The organism is Kutzneria kofuensis (assembly GCF_014203355.1).
Lineage (GTDB): Bacteria > Actinomycetota > Actinomycetes > Mycobacteriales > Pseudonocardiaceae > Kutzneria > Kutzneria kofuensis.
Genome location: NZ_JACHIR010000001.1, coordinates 1649439 through 1670013, shown reverse-complemented (window position 1 = coordinate 1670013; position 20575 = coordinate 1649439). Strand labels below are relative to the sequence as shown.

Annotated in this window: 14 protein-coding genes; 7 read left to right on the top strand and 7 right to left on the bottom strand. The window is 72.1% G+C overall.

Annotated features, from left to right (window positions below):
* Positions 1 to 93 precede the first annotated feature (93 nt).
* Positions 94 to 678, top strand: a complete 585-nt coding sequence (locus BJ998_RS07555) for a TetR/AcrR family transcriptional regulator (protein ID WP_184859734.1) — start codon at positions 94 to 96, stop codon at positions 676 to 678.
* Here the strand turns inward: BJ998_RS07555 and BJ998_RS07550 are convergent.
* The 3 genes from BJ998_RS07550 to BJ998_RS07540 all read right to left on the bottom strand — a co-directional run bounded on the left by BJ998_RS07550 (position 675) and on the right by BJ998_RS07540 (position 4901).
* Positions 675 to 1829 carry a hypothetical protein gene (locus BJ998_RS07550; protein WP_312889977.1) on the bottom strand — a complete coding sequence of 385 codons (1155 nt, stop codon included), beginning with the start codon at positions 1827 to 1829 and terminating at the stop codon, positions 675 to 677. The genes BJ998_RS07555 and BJ998_RS07550 overlap by 4 nt on opposite strands.
* Positions 1826 to 3571, bottom strand: a complete 1746-nt coding sequence (locus tag BJ998_RS07545; RefSeq protein WP_184859732.1) for a dynamin family protein — start codon at positions 3569 to 3571, stop codon at positions 1826 to 1828. Before BJ998_RS07545 ends, BJ998_RS07550 begins: the two co-directional genes overlap by 4 nt.
* A 118-nt stretch (positions 3572 to 3689) precedes the next feature.
* The gene (locus BJ998_RS07540; protein ID WP_184859730.1) at positions 3690 to 4901 is read right to left on the bottom strand and encodes an IniB N-terminal domain-containing protein; all 1212 of its coding nucleotides are present in this window, start codon (positions 4899 to 4901) and stop codon (positions 3690 to 3692) included.
* Positions 4902 to 5162: 261 nt separating this feature from the next.
* Between BJ998_RS07540 and BJ998_RS07535 the strand changes: the two genes are divergently transcribed.
* On the top strand, positions 5163 to 6431 hold the full coding sequence (locus BJ998_RS07535) for an Hsp70 family protein (RefSeq protein ID WP_184859728.1): 1269 nt from the start codon (positions 5163 to 5165) through the stop codon (positions 6429 to 6431).
* A complete protein-coding gene (locus BJ998_RS07530; RefSeq protein ID WP_184859726.1) occupies positions 6431 to 8875 on the top strand; it encodes a helix-turn-helix transcriptional regulator in 2445 nt (814 codons plus the stop codon). The genes BJ998_RS07535 and BJ998_RS07530 overlap by 1 nt, the downstream gene beginning before the upstream one ends.
* Here the strand turns inward: BJ998_RS07530 and BJ998_RS07525 are convergent.
* Positions 8872 to 9600 (bottom strand): hypothetical protein, encoded by a 729-nt coding sequence (locus BJ998_RS07525; protein WP_184859725.1) that lies wholly within the window; start codon positions 9598 to 9600, stop codon positions 8872 to 8874. The genes BJ998_RS07530 and BJ998_RS07525 overlap by 4 nt on opposite strands.
* Before the next feature lie 80 nt (positions 9601 to 9680).
* Here BJ998_RS07525 and BJ998_RS07520 point away from each other — a divergent pair, with 80 nt between their 5' ends.
* Complete coding sequence (locus BJ998_RS07520; RefSeq protein ID WP_184859723.1) at positions 9681 to 11399, top strand: DUF5107 domain-containing protein; 1719 nt, start codon at positions 9681 to 9683, stop codon at positions 11397 to 11399.
* 121 nt (positions 11400 to 11520) lie between these two features.
* Here the strand turns inward: BJ998_RS07520 and BJ998_RS07515 are convergent, their stop codons facing one another.
* Together BJ998_RS07515 and BJ998_RS07510 are read right to left on the bottom strand one after the other, a co-directional pair.
* A complete protein-coding gene (locus tag BJ998_RS07515; RefSeq protein WP_184859721.1) occupies positions 11521 to 12399 on the bottom strand; it encodes a serine/threonine-protein kinase in 879 nt (292 codons plus the stop codon).
* A gap of 11 nt (positions 12400 to 12410) precedes the next feature.
* The gene (locus BJ998_RS07510; RefSeq protein ID WP_184859718.1) at positions 12411 to 14156 is read right to left on the bottom strand and encodes an N-6 DNA methylase; all 1746 of its coding nucleotides are present in this window, start codon (positions 14154 to 14156) and stop codon (positions 12411 to 12413) included.
* 120 nt (positions 14157 to 14276) lie between these two features.
* Between BJ998_RS07510 and BJ998_RS07505 the strand changes: the two genes are divergently transcribed.
* From BJ998_RS07505 to BJ998_RS07495, 3 genes are all read left to right on the top strand, one after another.
* The gene (locus BJ998_RS07505) at positions 14277 to 15035 is read left to right on the top strand and encodes a PP2C family protein-serine/threonine phosphatase (RefSeq protein ID WP_312890543.1); all 759 of its coding nucleotides are present in this window, start codon (positions 14277 to 14279) and stop codon (positions 15033 to 15035) included.
* A 10-nt stretch (positions 15036 to 15045) separates the two neighbouring features.
* Entirely contained in the window at positions 15046 to 16158 is a 1113-nt protein-coding gene (locus BJ998_RS07500; RefSeq protein ID WP_184859714.1) for a sensor histidine kinase, read from the top strand.
* Positions 16159 to 16388: 230 nt separating this feature from the next.
* The gene (locus BJ998_RS07495) at positions 16389 to 17042 is read left to right on the top strand and encodes a response regulator (RefSeq protein WP_312889976.1); all 654 of its coding nucleotides are present in this window, start codon (positions 16389 to 16391) and stop codon (positions 17040 to 17042) included.
* Between the two features lie 179 nt (positions 17043 to 17221).
* Here the strand turns inward: BJ998_RS07495 and BJ998_RS07490 are convergent, their stop codons facing one another.
* Positions 17222 to 20566, bottom strand: coding sequence for a TM0106 family RecB-like putative nuclease (locus BJ998_RS07490; RefSeq protein WP_184859713.1), 3345 nt, complete (start codon positions 20564 to 20566; stop codon positions 17222 to 17224).
* Positions 20567 to 20575 lie beyond the last annotated feature (9 nt).

Genomic DNA, 20575 nt, shown 5'->3' with positions numbered 1-20575 from the left:
TGTTCCCCCACCACTGTAAGAAACGGAACGTATCTTCAATTCGAGGCTAGACTCCTCCCGGAAGAAACGCAACGGATCTAATCGGGGAGTCTCATGGCCGGCTTCAGGCGCCGCGGTGAGGAGCTGGAGCACGCGCTGCTCACGGCCGCGTGGGCGGAGCTGCTGGAGGTCGGCTACCCGAAGATGACCATCGAGAACGTGGCCGCGCGCGCCGGCACCAGCAAGCCGGTGATCTACCGGCGCTGGCCGACCAAGGCCAAGCTGGTGATCGCCGCGCTCGTGCACAACCTGCCGCTGCACGAGTCGGACATCGACACCGGCTCGCTGCGCGGCGACCTGATCGAGCTGGTCGGCCGCGGCGTGAAGCGGTTCGTCCGGGTGCCCGGCGACACGCTGCCCGGCCTGATCACCGAGACGTTCCGCGAGCCCGACGTGTTCGCCGAGCTGCGCAGCCGGCTCCGTCAGAGTGAGATCGTCGAGCTGATCCGCCCCCTGCTCACCCGCGCCGTCGAACGCGGCGAGCTGCGCACCGACCAGTGCGACGACCGCGTGCTGCGCGTCCCGTTCGACCTACTGCGTACGGAGACCCTGATCTACGGCGTCCTGGTCGACGACACCGCCATCGCCCAGATCGTCGACCTCGTCGCCCTGCCGCTGCTCCGCTTCCACTGTGGCTAGGGACGCGTCAGGGTGTCGATGATGCCCTCGCAGGTGCGCACGACGGTCTTGGCCGCGTCGGTCTGGGCGCGCCGGAAGATGGGGTTGGTGGCGTGGCGCTGCCAGCGGTCCAGGACGGCGAGGGCGAGCTGCAGAAGGTCCTCGTCGCCGTCGACGCCGAGCCGGCTGGCCGGGCTGGTGCCGGACCGGCCCAGCAGTCGCTCGGCCTCGGCGGCGATGTCGCTGGGCAGCTCGACCCGGCCGGTCTGCAACGCCGCCAGCAGCCGCAGTTCCCGGAAATCCTGGGTGGTGACCTGGATCCGCTCCACCTCGGCGTGCAGGCCGCGGGCGTCGGGACGGGGCTCGGCGCGCAGCACGGTCTCCACGGCGACCAGGGCCGACCGGGCCTTGAGCACCGGCGCCCGCTCGGTGAAGTGCCGCTTGATCGCCAGCCGCAGGTCGTTCAACCCGCTGCGCTGCACCAGTTCCGTGGCCAGCCGGCTCGGATCGCCGTAACCCCGGCGCACCAGCGTCGTGCACAGCCGCACGCCGAACAGGCCGAGGCGCTCCAGCAAACCCTGCCGCAGCACCACGTCCTCCAGCGCCGGGTTCAGGAACCGGTCCGTGGACAGCAGCAGCTCGTCCAGCTCCTCACGGGGCAGCGCCGCCAGCGCGACCAGCGCGTCGAACTCGGCGTCGGTCAGCGTCCGCCCGGCGACGGCCAGAAGTCCGGCCACCGCGACGACATCCTGGCACAGCTGGCCGAGCTCGGGTTCCGCCCGCAGCCGGCGGGCGACCATCTTCGCGGACGTCATCGCGTCCACCCGGCCGCCGCCGAGCTCGTCCGCCCGCGCCAGCACGACAATGGTGTTGACGGGGATCGGATTGCCCTGCAGCGCCACGCGATCCTCGGCCCGGACCGGCCCGGTCAGGTGCAGCACGGCGTCCACATCGGACGTGTGCCCCTCGATGAAGTCGTCCTCGTCCAACGCGTCCAGCAGCGTCGACTTGCCGGCCTTGGGCCGGCCGGTGACGCCGACCCGCAGCGGCTCGGAGAACAGCTGCCGTTGCTGCGTCAGGAAGTTCGTCGCCTTGGCGCTGCCGCGGTACAGCCGCAGCGCCCACTCCAGCATGGCGCGGACGTCCTCGGTGAGCAGCTCCTGGGTGATCACGAGGTCAGCGCCAGGGCCTGGGCGCGCTGCCGGAGCGCCACCAACGTGTTGATCTCCTCGCTGATGCTCTGGTTGCGCTGGTTGCGCGCCACCAGGTCGGCGTTGGCCAGTTCGCGGGCCCGCCGGATCGACTCGGTCAGCTCGTCCTGCAGCTGCTCGGCCTGCTCGGTGAAGTGCTCCCGCAGCCGCCGCTGCACGTGCCGCAGCGCGTCCCGGCTGTGCTTGCCCACCTGGAACACCAGCTCGTCGACGTGCCGCTGCACGGCCGTCTTGGCCACCGCCTGGCGGCGCTTGAGCTGCGCGTCCCGCTCCTCCTTCAGCGTCTTCGCGCCCATCACCGCGCCGGCGCCGACGGAGACGAAGTTGACCAGCGGCATGCCCATCAGGCTGGTCAGCAGGCCGAACATCAGCATGCCGCTGTACGAGCCGCGCAGGCCGGTGATCACCTTGTTGGCGACGCCCGGCGGCGCCAGGTCGGGCGTGATCAGCCCGCCCATCCGCTCCAGCACCCGGGCCGGATCGCGCAGGCCCAGGTCCGGCAGCGTGCCCCGGCTCTCCTCGTCGAACTGCTCGGCGATGCGCTGCGCCAGCCAGTGCGTGCGCTCCACCGTCCAGTCGTAGTTGCGCAGCACGGCGTCGGTGAGCTTGTCGGCCAGCCAGTCGCAGAACTGGTCCCAGGTCTTGGCCGGATCCGCCTTGTCGAAGGCCTGGTCGGTATGCCGCAGGATGACCCGGGTCCGTTCGCGAAGATCGTGGTCCACATCGGACATCAGGTCGGCCATGCCGTCCATCAGCATGTTCTGCCAGCGCGACGACTGCCGGCGCAGCAGCTCGGCCGCGCGCTGCGCGTCCTCCAGCCCGGCCAGCGACGTCGGGTCCTGTGTGGACAGCTCGGCCCGCAGCCCGAGCGACACCTGCTCGGTGACCGCGAGGATCGCCTCCGACGCCGACCGGCGGGCCAGCATGCCGGCCTGCGCCTTGACGGTGTTCTCCAGATATCCCACCAGAGCGGGAAAACCGGACTCGGCGTTGACCTCCTGGCTGCCCGTCCGCAATGCGCGCTCGCGCAGCACGGAGGACACCGCCACCAGCGGGATGGCCAGCCCTGCCTGGGCGATCAGCATCCGGTTGCGTTCCAGGTGCGCACGCCAACGCGGGCTCAGGTCCGTCTTCGTCAGCACGCCCAACACGTTGGGGCAGATGGTGGTGGCGAACCGGAGGAACTGCAGTTCCGCGGGGGACAGCTCGGTCAGCGCGTCCGTGACGGCGAGAACCGCGTCCGCCTCGGCCAGTTCGGCCAGCGTGCGGCTGGTGTGCTCGGACCGCAGACCGTCGACACCGGGAGTGTCCACGATGACCAGCCCACCGGACAGGACCGCCCGGTTCACCCCGATCTCGGCCCGGACCAGCTGCCCGCCGCTGATCTCCTGTGCCACCCGGTCGACCTCGACCGGCTCCAGCCGCTGCTGCCCGGGCCGCACCACCGCCGCCCACGCCTGCTCCGCGTACCGGATGACGGCCGGGGCGGCGCTGGCCACGTCGTCGTGCACCGGGCACACCGAGGCGCCCAGCAGCGCGTTGACCAGGTGACTCTTGCCCTGCTTGAGACTGCCCACCACCACGACCCGGATCGCCGGGTCGGCGAGTCTGACCCGCAGGCGGCTGAGCCGGCTGGTCAGGTCACGCCGGCGGCCGATGGCCGGCTGCCGGAGCGCCTCGTCGATCACATCGAGGGCCGTCATGGTCATCACCCGAGTGATTGTGTCCTCTCCGATCGGGTGATGCACACCAGGCCGGGCCCACGCTGAGGGAGCGGGCCCGGCCTGGAAGCGAATCAACCGGTACTGACGAGAGGAAGGATCAGAAACCGGTCAGGTGGGTGGCGTCCAGGTTGTGCGTCACGTCGTTGACGTGCACACCGCCCAGGTTCACGTTGCCGATGCCGATGTGGTTGTCGTCGCCGATGTTCAGGTCCTTGACCGTGGCGTCGACGCAGCCGCTCACGTGCTGCAGCGCCTGGTCGCCGTGCACCGAGTTGGCCACCGTGGTGACGGTGTCCAGGGTGTGCGAGACGTTGGCGATGCTGGTCGCGGCGTGGATCGGGTCGTTCGCGATGCTGGTGACCGAGTGGATCGGGTCGTTCGCGATCTTGGTGATGTCGGTGATGTGGGTGGCCGTGGTGACGGTCTTGGCCACGTCGTCGACGTCAACCGCGTGCACCGCGGAGGTCACGTGACCCGAGGCGTCGGCGACGACCTTGCCGGCGACCGGGACGTTGCCCGCGACACCGGCGACGGTGTGCGTGGTGGTGTCGAGCGTCTTGGTGACGTCGACGTTGGACGCGGCACTGGTGACGGTGCTGACCAGGTTCTCCACGGACGGCACGGCCGGGATGCCGTGCGTGGCGACGACCGGAACCTGGGAGGCCAGCTGCTGGACCTGGTCCAGGGAGCGGGCCGGGTTGGTGGCCGCACCACGCAGGTCGTCGACCAGCGCGGTCGGGTCGCTGGCGTCCGGCAGGCCCGGCAGGCCGGGGACGGTCGGCAGGGCGCCGGTGACGCCGCCCAGGCCGGGCAGGTTCGGCAGGCCGGGCAGGCCGTCGACCGGGAGGCCGTCGACCGGGAGACCCGGGATCGAGGGGAGACCGTCCACCGGGAGGGTGGGCAGGCCGTCGACCGGCAGGGCCGGGATCGAGGGCAGGCCGTCGACGGGGAGGGTGGGCAGGCCCTCCACCGGCAGCGACGGGAGGCCGTCGACCGGGAGCTCGCGGGGCAGGGCGTCGACCGGCAGGGCCGGCACGGCGGCGGTCAGGTGCTGCAGGGTGCTGATGGCGTCCGCGCCGGGCAGGCTCGGCAGGGCCGGCAGGCCGCCGCCCAGGGTCTGCTCGAACGCCTCGACCACGTGGGTCGGCGCCATGTCGAGCACGAGCGGGAGGATCTCGTGCACGTCGGCGGCGGTGATGTCGCCGAGGCCAGCGGACTGCAGGACACCCGTCGGGTCGGCCGCGAACAGCGACCGCGCCTGCTCGTCGTTCAGCAGGCCGAGGGTGAACTCGTGCAGCGTCTGGGCCATGGGGTGGTGCTCCTGACTTCTATCGGGGGACTTGACGGGGATGATCACGGTGTGAGCCGCGATGGAGACGAACCGTAGGGGCTGGCCGCCCGTACGCCATCCGGGATCACTCCCAGTCCTGGCCGGGGGCCACTAGGGTTCCGGCCCGGATCCCGGCCTGGGGCACTAGGGAACCCCCTTCGTTACGGGACCAGATCACGAATGGGTTACCTTTGCCCCTCACCACCTGAGCCCCGGCCGCTGCGCCTCGCGGAGGAACACTTGCCGTACACGCTAGGGATCGATGTCGGCGCCAGCCGCGCCGCCGCCGCGATCACCCGGCTCGACGGACCGCACCGGGGTGCCCCGCACCCGGTGTCGCCGGTCTCGGCCGATCCCGGCCCGTTCGTCGGACGCATCGGCGACGACGTGCCGATCGTGCTGGGCAACCGCCAGCACAACGCGCACGAGCTGATGGCCACCGGCATCGACCGCATCGTCGAGCAGGTGGCCGCCCACCACGGCGACCGCCCGGTGCGGGTCACCGTCACGCACCCGCCGACCTGGGGGCCCTACCGCATCGACCTGCTGCGGGAGGCGCTGTCCCGAGTCGGCCTGGGGGACTCGGCCCTAGTGCCCGAGCCGGTGGCCGCCGCGGTCGCCGCGGCCAGCCGGCACCGCATCGACGGCCCCGCCCCGATCGCCGTCTACGACCTCGGCGGCACCTCGGTGACCGCCACCCTGCTGCGACCCGCCAACGGCGGGTTCGAGATCATCGGCCGCTCGGAGACCGCGGAGCACCCGGCCGGCGCCGACTTCGACGACGAACTGGTCGCCCTCGTGACAGCGGGTAGACCGGACCCGGGTGCGGCCTGGGACGACCTCGCCAAGCTGCGGCAGGAGTGTGTGCAGGCCAAGCACACGCTCTCCGTGGCGCCGGAGGTCGTCGTGCCGCCGCTCCAGGTCCGAGTCACCCGTGCGGAGTTCGAGGAGCTGATCAGGCCGTTGTTGCACCAGGGAGTGGACGTTCTGCTGCGGGCGCTGACCGGGGCCGGCCTCACGCCGGACCGGCTGGGCGGGGTCGTGCTCGTCGGCGGCTCGGCGCGGATCCCGCTGGTCCGGCAGGTGCTGGGGGAGCGGCTGCGCCGCCCCGTGCTGGTCGACGGCGCGCCCGAGGCCACCGTCGCCGCCGGCGCCGCGCTGCTGGCCTCGCGGTCGCTGCCGGAGCCGGTCAACCCGATCGCGGAGACGGTGGTCATGGCCAAGATCACCGACGAGACCGTCGTGCTGTTCCCGCTGGACGACCCGGACTTCGTCGACGAGGGGCCCGCGGTCGAGGAGCCGCCGGCCAGACCGCCGGTGGAGACCGAGCCGCCGGACCTGGTGCCGGCCAAGCCCGCGCTGGCGGCGGCCGGCCCGCGCGGCCGCCGGCGGCGGCGCAAGGCCAGCAAGCGCGGGCTGATCATCGGCATCGTCACGCTGCTGCTGGTGCTGGCCTGCGCGTACCTGGTGCTCCAGTACTTCACCACCCCCATCGGGGGCGGCCTGTGATGGTGCTGGAATCCGACCTCGTGCAGCTGGACGAGTCGATCGCCGCCGATCCGTCCGCGCCGAGGGTGGTCGGGGTCCGCGCGCCCGGCGGGTACGGCAAGACCGCCTTGCTCACGCGCTGGGCCAAGATCTACCGCGATGCCGGCGTCCCCGTGTACGACGGGCGGCACGAGCTGCCGGATCGGGACGCCGCCGTGCTGGTCGACGACGCCCACCGGCTCGACGACGAGCGGTTACGGGCGCTGCGAGGGTTGGCCGCTTCGGGCAGCGCGCAGCTGGCCGTCGCCTACCGGCCGTGGCCGCGGCGGGCGGCGCTGACCGAGCTCGTCGAGGCCGTGACCCGGGTGCGGCCGCCGGTGCTGCTGGGGCCGCTGAGCCGGACCCAGATCGGCGAGCGCGCCGGGCTGCTGCTCGGCACGAAGCCGTCCGACGACCTGGTGGACCTGGTCGGCAAGCAGACCGGCGGCGTGCCGCGGTTCGTCGACCGGCTGGTCAAGGCCGTGTCCGAGACCCCGGACTGCTCGGTGCCGGCGGCGGCCGTCGAGGGTTTCCGGTACGAGATCGAGAATCTCGACGACAGCGTGCGCCGGGTGCTGCTCGCGACGGCCCTGGGAGCCGGCACCGATCTGTTGGTGTCGCTGCTCGGGCTGGACCTGGAGGCGTTGGGCGACGCCATGGACGGCGCCCGGGCCAGCGGGCTGCTCGACGAGTACGGGGTGCTGCTGCCGATAGCGCGGCGGGCATTGATCGCGCTGAGCCCGTGGGAGCGGCGGCTTTCGCTGCACCAGCGGCTCATCGAGATCCAGTTGGCCCGCAGCGGGCCGTTGCTGCCGTTGGTCCGGCCGCTGCTCGGCGCCCCGGTGAGCGGGCCGCTGTTCGCGTCCGCATTCAAGGCGGCCGGCGACGAGGCGCTGGCGGAATCGCCCGCGTTGGCGGCGCAGTTGTTCACGGCGGCAGTCGACGCCGGCGAGCCCGCGCTGGCACTGGCGGCGCGGCGGGCCGAGGCGGCGGCGCTGTCCGGGGACCTGGACTCCGGCTTACGCCTCGCCGACCAGGCCATCGCCGCCGAGGCAGCCACCGACCGCGCGCACGGGGCCAGCGTCGCCGCGGCCGTACTGGCGCATCGGGGGCTTTTGGGCAGTAGCACCGAGTTGTACCGCTGGGCCGGCGAGGGGTCAGCCGTCCCGTTCGCGGCGTTAGGGCTGATCGGCACCGGGCGGTTGGCCGAGGCCGACGAGCTGTTGTCGCGGCCGGGCGGCGGCGGGCCGCCGACGTTGCTGGCGGGGGCCGCGCGGCAGCTGGCTCAGGGCGTACGGGAGTCGGTGGCCGGCTCGGCCACGACGGCGCTGGCCACCCTGACCAGGGCCGCCGTGCTGATCGAACCGTTGGGGCGCAACGTCTTGCTGCCCGACACGCCGGCCGCCCTGGCGGCTCTGGTGGCGATGCACTGCGGCGAGTTCACCGTCGCCGAATCCGTGCTGCGGCGGGCCATCGACTCCGGCATGGGCGGTGCCATCGCCCTGCGGCGGCACCTTCTGTTGCGTGGCTGGACGGCCATGCTTCGTGGCGGCTTCGACGCCGCGCGGTCGGACCTCGTCGCGGCGACGTCCAGCGGGCCGATGGAACCCAGGGACTGGCTGCTCGCCACCGGTCTGGAGATCGGCCTGGCCCGCCGGGACAGCGACCTGTCGGCGCTGCGAACCGTGTGGGATCGGGCCCGGGAGGCCATCGTCCGGCATCCGGCCGACCTCTTCGCGCTGCTGCCGCTGGGCGAGCTGGCCGTCGCCGCCGGCCGGCTGCACGACTCCTCGCGGCTCACCCCGCATCTGACCCAGGCCACGGAGTTGTTGCAGCAGCTGGGCAATCCGCCGCTGTGGTCGACGGCCCTGTCATGGAGTCGCATGCACGCGGCGGTTCTGGACGAGCACCCCGAGGACGCCGCCCGCCACGCCGCCGACCTCGCCGCTCTCGCCCCGGCGCACCCGTACTGCGCCGCCGTCGCCGACGCCGCCCGGGTGTGGGTGAAGCTGCTCGCCGGCGACGTCGACGCCGTCGAGACCGAGTCCGCCGCCCGGGCCCTCGCCGCCGCCGGCCTCGTCTGGGACGGCGCCCGGCTCGCCGGCCAGGCCGCCATCCGCACCACCGACCGGGCCGCCATGGTCGCTTTGCTCGACTGCGCCCGGATCATCCAGGGCCGTCAGCAGGAGCCGCAGCAGGAGGCGCCGCTCGCCGCCGACACCAACGCCACCACGTTGAGCGACCGCGAACGCGAGGTGGCCGAGCTGGTCGTCAGCGGGCTGACGTACAAGCAGATCGGGGAAAAGCTGTTCATCTCCGCGAAGACCGTGGAGTACCACGTCGCGCGGATGCGGCAGCGCCTCGGCAGCGACACCCGCAGCGACCTGCTGAACCAGCTGCGGGGATTGCTGGGGAACCGGGTCTAGGACTCGGTGATGTTGTCCTCGTCCGGCTCGCCGATCCGTTCGGCGCCCCGGCGTCGGAAGAAACCGAAGCCGGGGATGCCGACGATGGCGCGGCGCACGTCCCGGGTCACCTTGAGCAGCTCGGTCACGTCCGGGCCGACCCGGTCCAGGGTGCCCAGGATGGGCAGGATGTTGGTGGTCAGGTGCTCGGTCAGCTGGGGCAGCTCGTCCACCAGCCGGATCGCGGCGTCGACCTCCTCCTCGGACAGCTCGGTGACGAACCGTCCGGCCAGCGGGGCGGCGCGCAGCGCGATGGGTTCGTAGACGCGGATCAGCTCGTTGGCGATGGCGGCGGTGTTCTCGGCCAGGGCGATCACGGCGGCCGCCTCCCCGCTGACCTTCGCCGCGTTGTCCACGACGCCGGCGGCCTTGCCGCTGACGTGCTCCGCGACCGCGACGACACCGGCGGCCTGGCTGCTGACCTGCTCGGCGACGGCGATCACGCCGGAGGCCTGGTTGCTGATCTTGCCGGCGTCGACCACCACCACGCCCGCGGTCGCCGCGACGGCCTCGACCTCGACGACCAGGCGCTCGGCCCGCTCGACGACCTCGGTGATCCGCTCCACCAGCGACTCGGCCGCGCCGACCAGCCCGATCACCCGGGCCGGCAGTGACACGAGGGCGACCGTCGTGTCGATGGCGGCCACGGTGACCGCCTTCGCGAGTCCGATGATCGGCAATGGCATGACGCCCACTCTGCCCTGCTCGCGGCGCTCTTGCGAGCGGATCGGGTTGGCAAACGTTTGCCGGGTATTAGATCACCGACATGGGGCGCACGACACTGACCGTGACCGAGCTTCGGCTGCCGGCGGCGGACCTCGGGCCGGAGAACCCGCTGCCCGTGCTGGGTGAGGACCGGGAGAAGGTGCTGCCCTGTCTCCTCCAGGACGGCTACGGCCGGTCACTCGTCGACACGGCCCTGCCGGCGGTGGTGCTGGAGAACGACCATCTGCGGGCGACCGTGCTCCCCGGGCTCGGCGGGCGGCTCTACTCGTTGCTGCACAAACCGTCCGGACGGGACCTGCTGTTCCGCAACCCGGTGCTCCAGCCGGCGAACCTGGCGCTGCGCAACGCGTGGTTCGCCGGCGGGGTGGAGTGGAACCTGGGCAGCACCGGGCACACCACCATGACCTGCTCGCCGATGTACGCCGGATCCGTCGAAGGGCCGGACGGGTCTCCGGTGCTGCGGCTGTGGGAGTGGGAGCGGACCCGGAACCTGGTGTACCAGGTCGATCTGTGGCTGCCGCCGGGATCGGAGTTCCTGTACGTCGGCGTGCGCGTCCGAAACCCTTGGCCGCACGAGGTTCTCGCCTATTGGTGGTCGAACGCCGCCGTGCCCCGCACCGCCGGCACGCGGATTCTCGTGCCGGCGGAGGAGGGATGGCACTACGGGTACACGCGGAAACTGTCCCGTGTGGACGCTTCCTTCGTCACGGTCGCCGACCGCGACGCGGCGGACCTGTTCTACGACATCCCGGCGGACCGCCGGCCGTGGATCGCCGCCGTCGGATCGGACGGGTTCGGGCTCATGCAGGCGTCCACGGATCGCTTGCGTGGGCGGAAGTTGTTCGTGTGGGGTACCGGGTCGGGTGGCCGGCGCTGGCAGTCGTGGCTGGCGCCGGGGACCGACGGGTACCTGGAGATCCAGGCCGGTCTGGCGCCGACACAGTTCGAGTACGTGCCGATGCCCGGTGGCGCGTCGTGGGATTGGCTGGAGGCGTACGGCCCCTACGGCGACTTCCCCGAGCTGCCACTGGATTCGTGGCGGTCGGTAGCCGACGCGGAGCCGGTTCGCCTGTTCTCCGGTTCCGGCTGGGGCGCGTTGGAGTTGCTGCGCACCGGGACGGATCCGTTGCCCGGCACCCCTTTTGACGCCTTGGGTGAGGAACAGGCCCCGTGGCTGGCGTTGCTGGACGGTGCGATGCCGGTCGGGGATCCGTTGTCGCCGCCGGGATGCACCTTGGTGGCGTGGCATTCGCTGCTGGAGGCCGCGCCGGAGTCGTGGACTTCGTTGTACCACCTCGGAGTTGCCCGCCGGTACCACGGCGACACCCTCGGCGCGGAGTCGGCGTGGGAGCAGTCGCTGGCGTTGGCCGAATCGCCGTGGTCGTTGCGGTGCTTGGCCTTCGCCCGGCCCGATCGTGCCGCCGGGTTGCTGCTCCGGGCCATCGAGCTGGCGCCCCATGTGCCCGGGCTCGCCGTCGAGACCCTGGAGGCGTTGCTGGCCGCCGGTTCGGCGGACGACGCCGCCGCCGTGCTGGCATGGTTGCCGGAATCCGTTGCCACTCGTGGACGTCTGCGCCTGCTGGACGCTCGGATCCGCTACGCCCGCGGCGACATCGCCGGGGCCCGGGCGGTGTTCGACGAGGGCTTCGAGGTGGCGGATCTCCGTGAAGGCGAAGAGACACTCACCGAAACCTGGTGTCTCGTCGCCGGAACCGAACCGCTGCCCGCCGCCTACGACTTCCGAATGGTGACCGAGTAGAACCCGCGCGAGTCACGCTCTCCGGCACACCGAATGCAAGAACGGGGCAGAACTGGGATTCGAGGCTCACTACTGCCGGAAACCTGCATTCGGTGTGTCCCAGAGCGTGACTCGCCGGGGTTCAGCGGCGGCCGGCTACGTGGGAGTACATGCGGGCCGGGTGCGTCGGGTCGAGGAAACCGGGCAGGGGCGGGAGATCGGTCACGAAGGGCAGCAGCCGGTCGTACAGCGCCGCCGCGTCGGCGGGCCGGCGTTGCGGGTCCTTCTCCAACACGTCCCGGAGCAACCGGTCCAGCGCCGCCGGCACGCCGGGGACCGCGGGCGGCAACTCCTTGACCTGCTTGTCGAACACGGCGTAGGCGGTGGGGCCGGTGAACAGCTGCCGGCCGGTGAGCATCTCGTGCAGCACACAGCCCAGCGAGTAGAGATCACTGGACGGCCCGGCCGCGCCGCGCTGGATCTGCTCGGGGGCCATGTAGGCGGGCGTGCCGAGGATCTGGCCGGCGCGGGTGAACTGCGCCAGGTCGGACTCCCGCAGCAGGGCGAGCCCGAAGTCCAGCACCTTGACGCTGCCGTCCGGGCACAGCATCAGGTTGGTGGGCTTGAGGTCCCGGTGGGCGATGCCGAGCGCGTGCGCGGCGGAGAGCACGGCGCAGGCCTGGGCGGCGATGGACGCGGCCCACGGCACCGGCACCGGCCCGTGCTCGCTGACGAGGTCGGCGACGGTGACGCCGTCGATGAACTGCATGACCTGGAACAGCCGGTGGTCGTGCGCCCCGAAGTCGTACAGCACGGGCGCGCCGGGGTGCTCCAGCCGGGCCAGGATCCGCGCCTCGCGGACGAACCGCTGCTCCAGCTCGTCGTCGGAACCGCCGGGCCAGTGCAGGAACTTCACCGCGACCCGGCGGTCCAGGTGCTTGTCGTAGCCACCGTGCACGGCGCCCATGCCGCCCCGGCTGAGCGGCAGGTCGTCGAGCTCGTACCGGTCGGCGATGAGCATCGGCCCTCCCGCTAGCGTCCTGGCCGCAGGCTACCCTCGACCAGTCCGTCCACGCCGAGCCGGACGACGGCGCCGCCGATCGCGGCGGCCTGCCGCAGCCGGTCCTCGAACGCCAGCAGCCGCTCGAACGCCTCCCCGCAGGCCCGCTGCTCGGCCAGCGGTAGCCGCGGCACCTGGGTCCGTCGCACGTCGAGCCGGCTGGAGCCGGACACCGGCCGCGCGGTGGATGCCCGCAGCGCGCCGGCCAGGAATCGGGCGTCGAGCTGCTGGTCGTCGACGCGATACGCCGTGAGGTACGGCCCGAGCGCGGCGGCCTCGGTCGCCACCCGCGCCATCCCGGTGGGGGCGGCGACGACATCGCCGGGTTCGACCAGGAGGAGGTCGCCGGTGTCGGCGGCGCGCTCACTGGCCGGCCGGCCCTCGGCGAGGTCGTCGAGGGTGAGCACGGGAACGTCGTCGCCGGGCACCACCTTGACCGGTGCGTGTCGGACGCCCAGCGCCCCGGAGCGGACGAGGTCGCCGACGGTCGTGGTCGGCGCGGACGCGTGCTCGGCCAGCACGGCCAGATCCGGCGGCGTCAGGTCGAGGCCGCGGAACCGCTCGACGGCGTCGGCGAACTCGCGGCCGATGTCCGGGCCCTGGGCCAGCTGCCGCCGCCGGGCCGGGCTGATGTCCACGTCGTCGTCGAGCAGGTCGATGATCCGCACGGCGTCCTCGGCGGCCGGATCCAGCCACGCCGTCTCGACGCCGTCGACCCGGTCGGTGATCAACACGGTCGACGGGGGCCGCAGCTCGGGCGTCGGCCGGCACAGCAGCCACAGGTCGGAACCGGCGTCCGGCAGCGCGATGACGGCCCGCAGCGCGCCGGTGCGCAGCAGCTTGGCCCGGATCCGCCGGCCGGGCCGCCGGCTCGCGGTGGTCGGCGGCATCAGGATGGCGACCATGCCGCCGGGTTCGACGTGGGCCAGGCAGTGTTGCACCCAAGCCAGCTCCGGCTCACCACGGGGCGGCACGCCGTACTCCCAGCGCGGGTCGCCGACCAGTTCCTCGTGACCCCAGGTGCGGTCGTTGACGGGCGGGTCGCACAGCACGGCGTCGACGAGCCGGCCGGCGAAGCCGTCCCGTCGCAGCGAATCGCCGGTGACCATGTCGACGTCGGTGTCCCGCAGCGTCAGCCGGCACGAGGCGATCACCATGGCGGCGCGGTCGACGTCCTGGACGAGGACCTCGTGCGCGGTGCTGGCCATCGGTAGCGTGCCGACGCCGCACGCCGGGTCGAGCACGACGCCGCCGTCGGGACACGCGAGCCGGACCATCAGCTCGGCGACGGCCGGCGGGGTCACGGCGAGCCGGCGCGAGTGGGCATCCACGTAGCGGGCGACGATCAGCTCGAACGCCTCGGCGGCGCCGTGCTCGGCGGCCAGCCGATTGAGCAGCTGGGCCAGCCGTGAGTCGTCGAACCCGCCGCTGCCGGCGAGGAACATGCCGACGCGCGCCACTTCGTCGCCGAGCCGGAGGTCGTCGACATTGGAGCGGAGCGCCTGCCACGCCCGCTCGGCGGTGGACACCTTGAACGCCTTGCCGTTGCGGCGCAGCCAGTCCTCGACCTCGGTGAGGGAGAACAGCGGGCTGGCCGCGCTGCCGCCGACGGGCCGGGGGAAGTCGTCGAACCGTCGCCGCCAGTTGCTGACGGCGGCCCGGCCGACGTCGACAAGTCGGGCGATGTCGGCGGCGCTGACGGTGGCGTCGTGGTTCACCGACCGGAGCCTAGCAGCATCGGTGCACAGCGCCAGTTCACAACCGGTTTGCTTGTGAACTCAGTTCACAGCTGATTCACTGGTGGCATGGCGAACACATCGAGGCTTCGGTTGACCGCAGTGTCACGCACCCACCCGGGTTGCCTGCGCGCCTACAACCAGGACGCCGTCCACCTGGGCAAACACGTGCTGGCGGTGGCCGACGGGATGGGCGGCCACGCGCACGGCGAGGTGGCCAGCTCGGTCGCCGTGACGGTGCTCGCCGAACTCGAGGCGGCCGTCGAAGCCGAGAAGATCGCCGAAATCGACAAAACCGCCGCACTCGGCTCGGTCGCCGGCGAAGTGCTCCGCCGTCTCGACGACCTCGCCGCGCGCGACAGCGGCTTCTACGGCATGGGCACCACCATCACCGCACTGCTCTGGAACGGCGAAAAGGTCGCCGGCGTGCACATCGGTGATTCGCGTGCGTACCGCTGGCGCGCCGGCGAACTCCAGCAGATCACCCAGGACCACACGCTCGTCCAGTCACTGCTGGACAGCGGGCGGATCACCGAGGAGGAGGCCGCCACCTACCCGCGACGCAACATGCTGGCCCGCGCCGTCCAGACCGGAAACGCGTCCGACCCGGACGTGTTCTCCCATCGGGCCAAGCCCGGCGACCGCTACCTCATCTGCTCCGACGGCCTCACCGCCGTGCTCACCGACGAGACGATCGCCGACGTCCTCGCCGACGTCGTCATCCCGGACGACGCGGTCGACCAACTCATCGACCTGGCGCTGCGCGGTGGCGCGCCGGACAACGTGAGCGTCGTGCTGGCCGACGTGTCCGAAGCGCCGCGTTCCGGCTACCGAAAATACTTCTGGCGACACGCTGGGTAACGTGTGCGGGGTGAGCTGGGGCAAGCGTGGCTCCCCCGGGAGGGTGACCTGGTGGGCCTGGCCGAGCTATGGCGTGATCGTCGCCGAGGTGCTGACCGGCGCCGCGCTGTGGTTCGGCGACGGCTGGACGTTCGCCGACGGCGCCCAGAACTTCCTGGTCACCGACAGTCTGCTGGCGATGACCTTCGCGCTGTGCGGCGTGCTGGTGGCGTGGCGGCGCTCCCGTAATCCGATCGGGTGGCTGCTGCTGTGCGGCGGTGCGGCCCACGGCACCACCGTGTTGATGGTCGGCCTGCTCAGCTTCGGGCTGGTGCACGGCTGGTCCGAGCCGACGCTCGGGGTGATCGTCACCGCCGCGACCGCGTCCCGGCCGCTCGGCCTGCGGCTGTTCATCCCGTTCGCGCTGCTGCTGTTCCCGACCGGCACGCTGAGCCGCCGGTTCCGGCCGGTCGCCGGGCTGACCGTCGTCATCGCGGTGCTGTTCGAGTGGTGGAGCCTGATCACCAGCTCGCCCTACTCGGTCGGCGGTCCGCCCCCGTACACGGGCACGTTCGCGATCCAGGCGCTGGAGCCGATCCGCCTGCAGTTGGACCTCGCCGCCATCGTCGTGCCGATGCTGATCGGCGTGGCCGTGCTCGCGGTCCGGTACCGGCACGGCGACGAGCGGCAGCGGCGGCAGATGCTGTGGCTGCCGTACGCGGCGTTCCGACTGGACGGGCGAGAAACGGCGACATCCGGTCAGCCGGATGGGCGTGTCGAGATGTTGCCGCTGCTGACCTCGGACACTGGCGGCGTGGAACTGGTGGCCGGCGTCCGGCAGGGGCAGTCGCGGCTGGATCCCGAGGACCTGCGGGTGCTCGGCGTCCTGGTCGCGCCGCTGGCCGTCGCGTACCGGATCGTGGTGGAGGCGCTGACCAACGTCGCCAAGCATTCCGCCGCCGACCGCGCTCGCGTGGAGATCTCGGTGTCCGATGAGCTGTGCGCCGAAGTCATCGGCAACGGCGGTTCCTCGTCCACGGCATGGCATCGCGGCGTCGGCAGAGTCAGCGCCGCCCTCCTGCTCGACACCGGGGGAGGGCGGCGCGTGGGACTCACCCGTAGCTCACCGGCATCCCCGGACTGAGTTGCCCGACGAACTCGGCGTGGGGGATGGAAAAGCGCGCGACGATGCCGAAGTCCTCTGCCATGTGGATCCACTCCCAGGAAGGGTGAGGGCGGACTGCCCCCGACACTGCACGGCCTGCCCCGGCCGGCTTCCCGGTCCCAGGGGGCAGGCCCCCAGCCGGACCGGGAAGTTCTTCCCGGCCGGGCCGGGTGAGAAGGACCCATTCGCCACGACTTCAGGAGCAGCAGGTGCCCGACCCCGAGATCACTGTTGTGCTGGCCGATGACCATCCCGTGGTGCGCAGCGGCTTGCGGGCGCTGCTCAGCTCGGCACCGGGGGTCCGGGTCGTGGCCGAGGCCGTCGACGGGCGGGAGGCGATCCAGGCCGCCGCCGCTCACCGGCCTTCCGTGCTGCTGGTGGACATCCAGATGCCCGAGTTGGACGGCATCGACGCCACCCGCGCCGTCGCCGCCGTCGCGCCCGGCACCGCCGTGCTCGTGTTGACCATGTTCGAGGACGACGACTCCGTCTTCGCCGCCGTCCGCGCCGGCGCCCGCGGCTACATCCTCAAGGGCGCCGAGCAGGACGAGATCCTGCGCGCCGTGCGCTGCGTCGCCGACGGCGGCGTGATCTTCGGCCCGCGCATCGCCCGCCGTGTCGACGCTCTGCTCAGCGGCGGCCCCGGTGACCTGCCGAACCTGCCGTTCCCCCAGTTGACCGACCGGGAGCGGGAGGTGCTGGACCTGATCGCCGCCGGCCTGGCCAACGCCCAGATCTCCGATCGGTTGCAGCTGGCCCACGAGACCATCGGCGACCACATCTCGTCGATCTTCGCCAAGCTGCAGGTGGCCGACCGGGCGCAGGCGATCGTGCAGGCACGGGACGCGGGGCTGGGACGGTAAGGGACGCAGGCGGTTGTCCGGGGCATGGGCCGACGGTCTCGGCCGCCGGCACCGGCACCGCGGCTGCCGCCGAGAACGGGCAGCCGGTGAACGTCCGGGCGAGCCGAGCGGGCGCGGGGGTGGGACAGCGGCCGCCCTCCGTACCCGCAGTCGCCAAGCATGAACCTGCCGCGCGGGCTTCAGCGCCAGGGCGTTGCGGCGTTCATCAGGCCGATCATGCCGGAGACCAGACGCATCTGGTCGACGGTGCGGATGTCGGCCTCCACGAGCTTGGGCGAGCAGACCAGGACGGCGACGGCCTGGGCCCGGGACAGGGCGACGTTGAGACGGTTACGGGACAACAGGAAGTCCAAACCGCGGGGAAGGTCGACGGCCGAGGAGGAGGTCATGGTGGTGATCACTGCCGGGGCTTCCTGGCCCTGGAAGCGGTCGACGGTGCCGACGCGCACACCGGGGAAGCCGGCACGTTCGAGTTCGCGGGTGACGACACGGGCCTGGAGGTTGTACGGGGCGACGACGAGGATGTCCTCGTCGCCCAGGGGACGCACACCGCTGTGGTCCGTCCACTTGCGACCGTGCAGGGACCGCACGATGTCCACGACGGCGGCGGCTTCCTCGACGGAGCGGGTGGTGTTGCCGCGATGGTCGACGGAAGCGAGGTACAGCCCGGACTCGATGCCGTCGATGCCCCGCTCGGCGGCGGACGGGTGGGCGTGCAGCAGACCGGCGTAGGACAGCCGGGACACGGGTTCGCAGACGGCGGGGTGCATGCGCCGCGACTGGTCGAGAAAGTAGCCCAACGACGGGGGAATCACGTCGTTGTCGCCGATCAGGTGCCCGAGAGCGGAGGCCTCGGCGCCGGCGGGATGGGTGCCCTGGACGACTTGCGGCAACTGCTGCGGATCGCCGAGCAGCACGAGGTTCCGCGCGCACATCGACACGGCCAGGGCATCGGCCAGGGCGAACTGGCCGGCCTCGTCGATCACCAGCACGTCGAACGGCTCGGCCCGCATGGCGGCGTTGGCGAAGGTCCACGCGGTGCCGCCGACGAGATGCCCGTCGGTGTGCTCGGCCCGCCACCGGGCCAGCCCCACGTTGTCCTTCGGCTGCTCCCACGGCACATCCTTCTCGGGAGCCTTCTTCGGCCGCTTCGCACACGGCAGTGTCGGCGCCGAGGACTTGGCCGCCCGCAGGACGTTCTCGACGGCCTTGTGGCTGGTGGACGTCACGGCGACGGTCCGGCCGGAGCCGACGAGGTGCGCGATCAGCTTGCCCGCCAGGTAGGTCTTGCCGGCGCCGGGCGGACCCTGCACGGCCAGCGTCGATCCGTCGAGCAGGTCGACGGTCTCGATCACTGTTCGCACGAGGTCCTCGCCGTGCGCCGGCAGGGGCCGGCCGTCGCGCAGTCGTGGCGGCGTGCGGCGGAGCAGGTCGATGCCGGGATGCTGTGGCAGCGAAGGCAAAGCGTCCACGGCGAGCTGGGCAAGGTCGGCGACGGCCTCGTCCTTGGGCTGCGGACGCACCGGCGCGCCGGGCAGGACCGCGCCGGGCCGGGCGTTGTCGGTCTCGTCCGGCTTGGCGCTCTCGACGAGCGTCAACTCCTCCGCCGTGGCGGCGCTGACGATCGCATCCCGCGTCGAATCCCCGTACCGCAGCCGAACCTGGTCGCCCGTGGCGTACGGATGCGGCCGGTCCGGATCGCACACGAGCGTCAACACCCGCTTGGCCAGCTTCGTCCGGCCGGCCGGCGGCTGCCAGTCGCTCACCTGCACGGAAACCGGCACCGCGCAGGTGGTGTCGACCTCCAGATCGGACAGCGGGGCGGCCACCTGGCGGAAGAACTCCCACCACGCCGGGTTCGTCTCCCGGCGGTGATAGCCGACCGCGGCGGCCAGCAGCGCGCGGGCCTTCTCGTCGTCGGTGGCGTCCACGGGATTGTCCGGCAGGTCGGCCAGCAGCGGGTCGACGAGCGCCGCCAGCCGGGCCGCCCGCTCGGCCCGGCGTTCGGCGGCGACGAGGTCCTCGGTCTGCGTGACGAGATCGTCCTCAATGGACTCGACAACGGTCTCGATGCCGGCCTCGGCGCGGACCCGGTGCAGGAAATGGAAAAGCTCCCGTGTCGACACGCAGTCGTACTCGTTGTAGTCGCTGATGCCCTGCAGCACCTCGGCCGCCCGAGGGTCGCCGAGCTGGTGCAGCGTCAGGTATTCCTCGTACGCCTCGATGCTGGACACGGCGGTCTTCACGTCGCCGTCCCGGGCCGACGGCATGTACAGCGGCTCGAGGTACTTGATGGAGTACGACCGCTGCGACACCCGCAATGCCTTGCGCACCACGGCGTACAGGTCGATCAACGCCCCACCGCGTAGGAGGTCGTCGACCGCCTCCTCGCGGGTGCCGTGCACCGCGGCGAGCCGCTTCAACGCCGTCACCTCGTACGGCGCGTAGTGGTAGATGTGCGCGCCGGGATTCGCCGCCAGCCGGGCGGAGGCGAAGTCGACGAACTCCTCGAACGCCTTCTTCTCCTGCGCCCGGGAATGCGCCCAGAACGGCGTGAAACCGGCCGTGGTCACGGCGCCGAACAGGTACTCCAGCCCGGTGCCGGCCAGCGCGAACGGATCGCCTTCCATGTCGAAGAACACGTCGCCGGGGCTCGGCGCCGGCAGTTTGGCCAGCTCGGAGCCGTCCACCACCTCGTAGCTGATCCTGCCGGTGGCGTCCTGCCGGACCTGGATCGCCGCCTGTGCCCGCAGCGCGGTGAACGTCGTCGCGGACAGGTCGCGCGGGCGGTTCTCCGGGTCCGCGGTGGCCAGCGCGTCGATCGTGCCGATGCCGGCCTCGACGAGCTTGCGCCGCTGGTCGGCCCGCATGCCGGCGACCAGCGACAGGTCCCGGTCCGCCTCGCGGCCGGATTCGCAGGTGCTCAGGAACTTGCACGTGGCGCAGGCCGGCCGGGCGTCGTCCCACAACCGCGTCGGCAGCACGGGCTCACGCACGGACAGCTTGGCCCGCAAGCGATCCAGCAGCGGCACGAAGTCGTCCACCCGCAGCGTGACGTCGCTGCCGTCGCCGAGGAGCAGGTGCATGTGCGGTCCGGTGGGAAAACCGGTGCGGCGCAAGGCATCGGCGTACGCCGTCAGCTGCAGCACCGCCGCCGGCCGGGCATGTCGGGCCAGCTTCGTGTCGTACGCCTCGTACCGGCCGTCGCCGTCGGCGATGAGGAAGTCCGCACGGCCGGTGAGGTCGCCGTCGCGGAACACCGCCTGGTAGATCACCGGGGCGCCGGCCGCCAGCGCCGCCAGGGTGGCCGCCACCGGGTCGTCGCCGCCGATCTCCACGACGCCGCGCTCGGCCCGGAGCCGCTCCAGCACGGCCAGCTCGTGGGCCTGCCCGTGCTTGACGGCCAGCTGGTCGCCGCCGGGATCGGGCCTCGGCGCGCCGGGCAGTCCGGCGGCCAGCGCCTGGTCGAGCACGCTCCGGTGCTCGCACTCAAGCAGGTCAGCCAGGTCCGTTGGGGTGAACATCGCCGGCAC